General features: G+C 66.9%; 6 protein-coding genes. 5 read left to right on the forward strand and 1 reads right to left on the reverse strand.

Translation table 11 applies throughout. The annotated features are described in order from the left end of the window. Window positions 1-315, forward strand: a 315-nt coding sequence (locus VEY12_00025; GenBank protein ID HYM38517.1) for a hypothetical protein, incomplete at its 5' end; no start/stop codon positions are given. A gap of 36 nt (window positions 316-351) precedes the next feature. On the opposite strand, the gene VEY12_00030 is transcribed toward VEY12_00025, so the two are convergent. After that, window positions 352-1,452, reverse strand: a complete 1,101-nt coding sequence (locus VEY12_00030; GenBank protein HYM38518.1) for a hypothetical protein — start codon at window positions 1,450-1,452, stop codon at window positions 352-354. A 380-nt stretch (window positions 1,453-1,832) separates the two neighbouring features. Here VEY12_00030 and VEY12_00035 point away from each other — a divergent pair, with 380 nt between their 5' ends. The 4 genes from VEY12_00035 to VEY12_00050 form a co-directional block, all read left to right on the forward strand. Further along, the gene (locus VEY12_00035; protein ID HYM38519.1) at window positions 1,833-2,270 is read left to right on the forward strand and encodes an NUDIX hydrolase; all 438 of its coding nucleotides are present in this window, start codon (window positions 1,833-1,835) and stop codon (window positions 2,268-2,270) included. After that, the gene (locus VEY12_00040; GenBank protein HYM38520.1) at window positions 2,267-3,067 is read left to right on the forward strand and encodes a radical SAM protein; all 801 of its coding nucleotides are present in this window, start codon (window positions 2,267-2,269) and stop codon (window positions 3,065-3,067) included. Before VEY12_00035 ends, VEY12_00040 begins: the two co-directional genes overlap by 4 nt. A 181-nt stretch (window positions 3,068-3,248) precedes the next feature. Further along, the gene (locus tag VEY12_00045) at window positions 3,249-3,965 is read left to right on the forward strand and encodes a hypothetical protein (GenBank protein ID HYM38521.1); all 717 of its coding nucleotides are present in this window, start codon (window positions 3,249-3,251) and stop codon (window positions 3,963-3,965) included. A 119-nt stretch (window positions 3,966-4,084) separates the two neighbouring features. Then, on the forward strand, window positions 4,085-7,142 hold a 3,058-nt coding region (locus VEY12_00050; protein HYM38522.1), incomplete at its 3' end, for a PAS domain S-box protein.

A 7,142-nucleotide genomic window follows, 5' to 3' on the forward strand; every position in this document is an offset into this window, starting at 1 on the left:
CGGCTCGCGGTTGCGGAGGCCCTGGTCCGGGAGCGTCGCCAGGCCGCCACCGTGATCCTGCGGGAAACCCACCCGGGCTACATCATGCCCGTCGGGGTGTGGAACGTACGCGAGCATGTGCGGGATGCGCTCCGCCGGCCCGCGCGCTCGTTCGCGACCCTGGCGGAAACCCTGGCCTATCTCCAGACCCGGCTCGATATTCCCATGGCCCGCTACGTTCGGATGAGCGAGGTGCTCAAGCACACGCTCTACCAGCGGACGTTCGACGACTTTGGCACCGTGGAGCGGCTCGTGGCCTCGCCGGTGCACTCCTGACGGCTCGTTCCGTCGGCCGCAGGAGATGACGGGGCTTTACGCTCGTTCTCCGCCGCCACCAGGTGGAGGGCCTTGGGGATCCTCCCGTGATGGAGTTCGTTCCCGCCGCGTTCTCCGGAGGCGCTGCGTCAAGATGGCCACGCCTATGGCCAACACGGCGGCGAGGGACCACGGCAGAATCAAGAGTGGATCGAGCGGGGGCTGCGAGGGCGCCGTGACGGTGAACGTGGTCGAGACCATGACCTCGTGTCCAGCCCAATCGTCCACGGTGAGGTACACCCGATGTTGACCCGGGTTCAGACCGCGAAGCACGGTCGTGTTGTTGTACGCATCGGTCACGTAGGAGTTGTCGCCGGGGACATCGACGGCGACCGCATATCCGGAGATGCCACTCAGATTGCTTCGTGCTTCCCAGACCAGGCTGACGTCTGGCCCGGACACGGTCGCACCGTCCGCGGGGGCGGCAATCTTCGCGGTGGGCGGGAACGGGTCGACGAGGATCGGCACGCCGAATGTCATGGAATTCCCCGCACGATCTTCCGCCGTCAGGATGATCGTGTGGATCCCTTCCAAGGGGATTGGGATCGTGAAGACGGACCCGTTCCCAAGGATTGGGGGTGTCGAGGCATTGAAATGCGGCACCCAACTCAGTGGGTATGGAGACCCATCGACCGTGAGGGTCGCTGAGGCGAGCCCGTCGTATGCTCCGAGGACGTCCCAGACCACGACCACGGTGCGTGTGGCGAGGATGTAGACCCCCTGGTGCCAAACGGCACTCGACACGAACTGCAGGCTCATGCTCCCCAAGTGGGTGACCACGAAGAAACCCACGGACCGGGTCGCGGTCAGCCCAGCGGCGTTCGTCGCGCGGACCCGGACCAACCACAGTCCGTCGTCAAGGCCCACGAGGGAGTAGTTCGTGTTGAGTCCCACGTCGACCGGGGGCAAGCCTCCGAGCTGGACCGTGAAGCCTGCGAGCTTGCTACCGTTCCCGTCGGCCACCCACGAGACGGTCACATTCCGCACGCGGAAAGCGGCGTTGGGCACGGGGTTGGTGATGGTCAGGTTCGGCGTGCCTGCCGCAGCCGGAGCCGGCACGATGATGGCGCGGACCGGCGAGATTCCAAGAGTCCCCATGCTCTCCGTGGCGGTTCGGCGATCCGGCGCGGCCGTGGCCACTCCGAAGGCAGGGAAGTCCGTTCGCAAGACTGCCGCGTAGGGAGACGCGGGCTCATTCGCTCGGGATGGAAGCGTCCGATGCGCGGCGAGGCCGGCTGCGATAAGGGCGACCGCGAGGCACATGGCGATGAGGGTTCGAGACGGCGTCGCCAACGACAAGTCCCTCCGGATCCCGTTCGGCGGACCCGACTCCTCGCATTTCTGTGGGTCCATATCAACGTAGGTGTCGACCTGCCAGGTTCGACGCTCGCTTTCGTTCAATGGAAGAAATCGGATGGACGGTTCGCCGCCGTCGTAGGAAGGTTGAAATGACTCCGCCCCCCGTGCGCGTCCACGCCGTGCAAGCGCGCAATGAGTTCCCGGAACGGCCCGTGCCCGCGGTGAGCGCCCTCGTCTTCCGGGAAGGCACCGTGCTTCTCGTGAAGCGGCGGGATGAGCCCCGGAAGGGGCTGTGGAGCCCGCCCGGCGGCTCCCTGGAGCTGGGGGAGACCGTGGAGGCCGCGGCAGCGCGGGAGACGCTCGAGGAGACCGGAGTCGTCGTGCGTCCGGTCCGGGTGGTCGACGTGCGCGACGTGATCCTGAAGGAGCCGGACGGGCGGGTGCGCTGGCACTACGTGCTCTTCGGCGTCCTCGCGGAGTACGTCTCCGGGGAACCTTTCCCGGCGAGCGACGCGGAGAACGCGCGCTTCCTGCCGCTCCAGGAGCTGGGCGAGTACGACGTCGCGGACTCCGCGCGCGAACTTCTGGAGCGGGTGGCGGGGATGCGATCCCCGTGAAGGTGCGCGAGGTCGCGTGCTCCACGGCCCTCTCGGACACGTCCCTCCCGGGGCTCGACTACGCCCTCAACCCGTACCGCGGCTGCTCCATCGGATGCGTCTATTGCTACGCACCGTCCGTCCTGCGGGAAACGAGGCCGTGGGGCCGCTTCGTCGATGTGAAGCGGAACATCCCCGCCGTCCTCGCCCGCGAGCTCCGGCGCAAGGCGCGGGGCGTCGTGGGCATCGGGACCGTCACGGACGGCTACCAACCGTTGGAGGGGCGGTACCGCCTGACGCGGTACTGCCTCGAGCAGCTCGTCCGGTTCGACTTCCCCGTCAGCATCCAGACCAAGTCGAGCCTCGTCCTCCGAGACCTGGACCTGCTGCGCCGTCTTCACGAGGCCGAGGTCGGGGTGACGATCACGACCCTGGACGAGGCGATGCGGCGACGGTTCGAGCCGTTCGCCAGCCCGTCCGTGCGTAGGATCGAGGTCCTTCGGACGCTCAACCAAGGAGGGATTCGGACGTGGGCCTTCGTGGGTCCGATCCTGCCGTCCACGACGGAGGCGACCCTGGCCCCGCTCCTTCGTGCTATTGCGGAGGCGGGGACGCGCCACGTCCTGTACGATCGGCTCCGGTTCCGGCCCGGGGTGCTGGAGCGGGTTCGGCCCGCGGCGGGGGCCGCGGGGATCTCGGGGCCGCTTCGCGCGGCTCATGACGACCCCGCGTATTTCGACCCCGTGGAGGTCCGGATCCGGGTGCTCGGTGCCCTCGCCGGGCTCACCGTGGAGGCCGCGTTCCCGCACGGATGGTGAGGGTTCGCCTTATCGGATGACCGAACGGACCACGTGCCTTTTTTGGGAGGCGGTGAACTGACGTCGTCCGATGGAAGCTGCCGCGTCCGCGACTCCCTGGTGACTCGGCCAGGAAGCCAGGTCCGTGGGGAGCCGTTCGGGGGCCTCAAAGCCTCTTGAGGAACCGAGGCATTCCCCCCTCGTGGCGGAGCCGTCGGGATTTGCGCGGGGCCTCCAGCGTGCGCTGGGCGTCGAAGCGGTGAAGCTGGACCAGCCCGCGCGCCGGGCGGGGCCTTCCTGGTTGCTCAATCCCCGCCGATTGGAGCTCGTGCTGACCGCGGCCGCGTACCCGGGTGTCCACCTCCGGTCCGCGTCCCGTCTCCTCCTCTCCCCGCTCCCCACGTTGCGATTTCACGTGGATCGCCTCGCGAGCCATGGTCTCGTCCGGACCCGTCGCGTCGGCAACCGGGTGCTCCTGTTCCTGCCGGGCCAGTACCCGGCCCGGTTCGAGCCCTTCCTCGCCGCCTGGGAGGATCCTTTGGATCGCCGGGTGCTTGAGATCGTCCGAACGCACCCGGGTGTATTGCGTTCCACGCTGGGCCGCCAGATCGTTCCCGATGCGGGCATCCTCGAACGGTCTCTGGGCCGGCTGCACAGACTCGGAGCGATCCGCACCCGCGGTGCCCGGGACGGCCGTCGGTTCTACACGACCGCGGCGTGGCGACGCTTCGAGACGGTGTGCGCGAAGGGGATGGCCGACCGTCTCCAGGCGTTCCTCGCTCTCCTGGATTCCGAAGGCCTCCGCCCCCTGCTCGAGGAGTTGACCTCGGACCGGGCGCGCGTTAGCGTGGACGGGCCTCGGTCGCGGATTCGGTTTACCCTTCCTCTGAACCCCCTCGACCGCGAGGCCCGCGCGTAGCTGCCCTATCGACGCCGCGCGCTATTCCGTATCACGGGTCGGTCCATTTCCCATGACATAGGCTTTATGCGGCACCCGGGGGGTCGTTTCCCTGCGCACCACCCGAGGTCCGCCTGAGCATGGCGCTTGCTACCGCGAAGGACGCGAAAGGTTCCGGTTCTGACAAGGAGCCCCCGGTCCTCGTCATCGATCCGAACGAGGAGCACCAGGTCCTGAGCACGATGGCCCTCGGAAGGCGGGGATTCCGGGTTACCATCGCGGGCACGGGGCGGGAAGGCCTCCGCGTGGCCCTCTCCCAATCCTTCGCGGTGATCGTTCTGGACCTCAAGCTGCGGGACATGGCCGCCCTGGACGTGCTGTCCGTCCTGCGGGAGCGCATTCCCGACGTGCCCAAGATTCTCGTCGTGGCAGCCGGACAGGAGCAGACCGCGGTCCAGGCGCTCGCCGCGGGCGCATCCGGTTTCCTCGTGAAGACGGCCCGCTACAACGAACTCCTTCCCTCCGAGGTCGAGGCCCAGATCCGGGCCGCGCAGGCGCGGCGGAGCTTGAAGGAGCAGAAGCGGGCGCTCGGCGAGAGCGAGGAGCGGTTTCGGAAGGCGTTCCGTGCAAGCCCCGTCGCGTTCACGATCGTCGCTCGGTCCGATGGGAAGTTCCTCGAGGCGAACGACGCCTTCCTCCGTCTCGTTGGATACGACCGCGACGAGCTGATCGGCCGAACCGGATTCGAGTTGGTGCTGCCCGCGAACGCGGAATCCGAAAAACGAATTGACCAAGCGCTCGCGGAGAAGGGCTCCGTCCGCGAGCTGGAAACGTTCTTCCGCACGAAATCGGGCGGAATCCGGAACGGTCTCGTGTCCGTGGAATCGATCGAGATCGAGGGCGAACCCTGCCTCTTGACGATTCTGCGCGACGTGACGGAGGAGCAGCGTTCCGAGCGGCTGCGGGAAGCCCTGTTCGAAATCTCGGAAGCGACATCGACCACTCGCGACCTGCCTGAGCTGTTCCACCAGATTCACCGCAGCGTCGCCACGCTGATGCCCGCAGAGAACCTGTATATCGCCCTCTACGACACGACCTCGGACACCGTGAGTTTCCCGTACTTCGTCGACGAGAAGGAGGCGACGCCGGCTCCTTACAAGGCGGGGCGAGGGCTCACCGAGTTCGTCCTGCGCTCCGCGGCCCCGTTACTCGTGACGCCCGAGAGCTTCGAGCGCCTGGTGGTCGAGGGTTCCGTCGAGAGCGTGGGCGCAACCGGGGTGGACTGGCTCGGGGTTCCCCTGTCCGCGGGCGGGAGAACGTTCGGCGTCTTGGCGGTCCAGAGCTATGCCGAGTCCATCCGGTACACGGAGGCCGAGAAGCAGATTCTCTCCATGATTTCCGCCCAGGTGGCCCTCGCGATCGACCGCAAGCGGTCGGACGAGGCGCTGCGGAACGCGGAAGCCCGTTTTCGGACGATGTTCGTCGACTCCCCGGTGGGCATCGCCCTCGCCGATCTCCAGGGCAATTTCCTGGACACCAATCCCGCCTTCCAACGTATGCTGGGCTACGGAGGCGAGGAACTCGTGGGCGTCAACTTCAGTGCGGTCACGTTCCCCGACGATGTGCCCTTGAGCCAGCGGGAATCCTTCAGCTTGGCGGACGGTCAGCGGGAGCATGCGCAGTACGCGAAGCGATACCTCCGCAAGGATGGCACCCACTTCTGGGCGCGGGTCACGATCGCGCTCCTTCGGACTCCGGAAGGGGCGCCGAGGGCCATGCTCGGGATGATCGAGGACGTCACCCAGGAGCGGGAGGCCCTCGAGGCCCGAGAGATGGACCGTCGCCGGTTCGAGGCCATTCTCGCCAAGATGAGGGACGCTGTGAGTCTCATGTCCCTGGAAGGCAAGGTGACGTGGGAGAGCCCGTCGGTCTCGCGAATGTTTGGCTACACTCCGGAAGAGTCGCTGGGAAAATCGGGCCTCGAATTCCTCCATCCGGATGACCTCGCCCTACTGGGCCAGGGGTTCGCGGATCTCATGACGAGCCCCGGGAAGAGCGTTGTCGCCGAGGCACGCGTCCGCTGCAAGGACGGCACGTGGCGGTGGACCGAAATCATCGGCACCAACCTGCTCGAGGATCCGGACTTGCGCGCGTTGGTCCTCAACTACCGGGACATCACGGAGCGCAATGACGCGCTCGAACAGATTAGGTTCCAAGCCTCCCTGCTCGGCCAGGTCCGGAACGCGGTGGTCGCGACGGACGTGGACTTGCGGATCGTGTATTGGAACGACTATGCAACCCGGATGTATGGCCGGAAGGGCTCCGAGGTTCGAGGCAAGTCCGTCGCCGATATGCTGATTTCTCCCGAAGCGAAGAGCGATTTCGGAGTGGCGCTGAAGTCCCTTCGCGAAAGTGGCCACTGGGAGGGCGAGCGGGTCATGGCCCGGAGGGACGGCTCGAGGTTCCCGGCCAGCGTGACCGTCACTGCGCTTCGCGGTCCGACCGGCGCAGTCGCCGGCTACGTCGCCGTCGTCTCGGATGTCACCGAGCGCGTCAAGGCCTCGAAGGCGCTGGAGTCCCGCGCACGCCAGCAGGCCGCCATTGCCGCGTTGGGGCAGAAAGCCCTGCAGGAGCCTTCAATTTCGGGTCTCCTTAACGATGCCATAGCGACGCTCACAAAGACCCTCGGGGTCGAATACGCCTCCATCTTGGAGCTGACGCCGGATCAGACCGCATTCACAATTCGTGCCCGGGTCGCTTGGGACCTGCCGCTGGGGACCCGGATTTCGAACGATCCGAAGGAGAGTCAGGCTGCCTACACCCTGTCCACGGGGGGTCCGATCATTCTCGAGAACGCGGCGACCGAGACGCGGTTCAAGGTTCCCGCGCTGTTCACCGAACGCGGCTTGGCGAGCGGGATCACCGTGGCGATCCCTGGCCAGGCGTCGCCATTCGGGGTGCTGAGCGCCCATTCCAAGAGCCCACGCGCGTTCTCCCCGGACGACGTCGACTTCGTCGCGGCGGTCGCAAACGTGATCGCCAGCGCGATCGAGCGGGGACGGATGGAGAAGGCGCTCGCTCAGAACGAGCGGCTGGCATCGATGGGCCAACTCGCCGCCTACGTGGCGCACGAGATCAACACACCCCTCACGAACATTTCTCTGCTCACCTCGAGCATCGCGCGGCGGGAGAAGGATC

The organism is Thermoplasmata archaeon (assembly GCA_035632695.1).
GTDB lineage: Archaea > Thermoplasmatota > Thermoplasmata > RBG-16-68-12 > RBG-16-68-12 > RBG-16-68-12.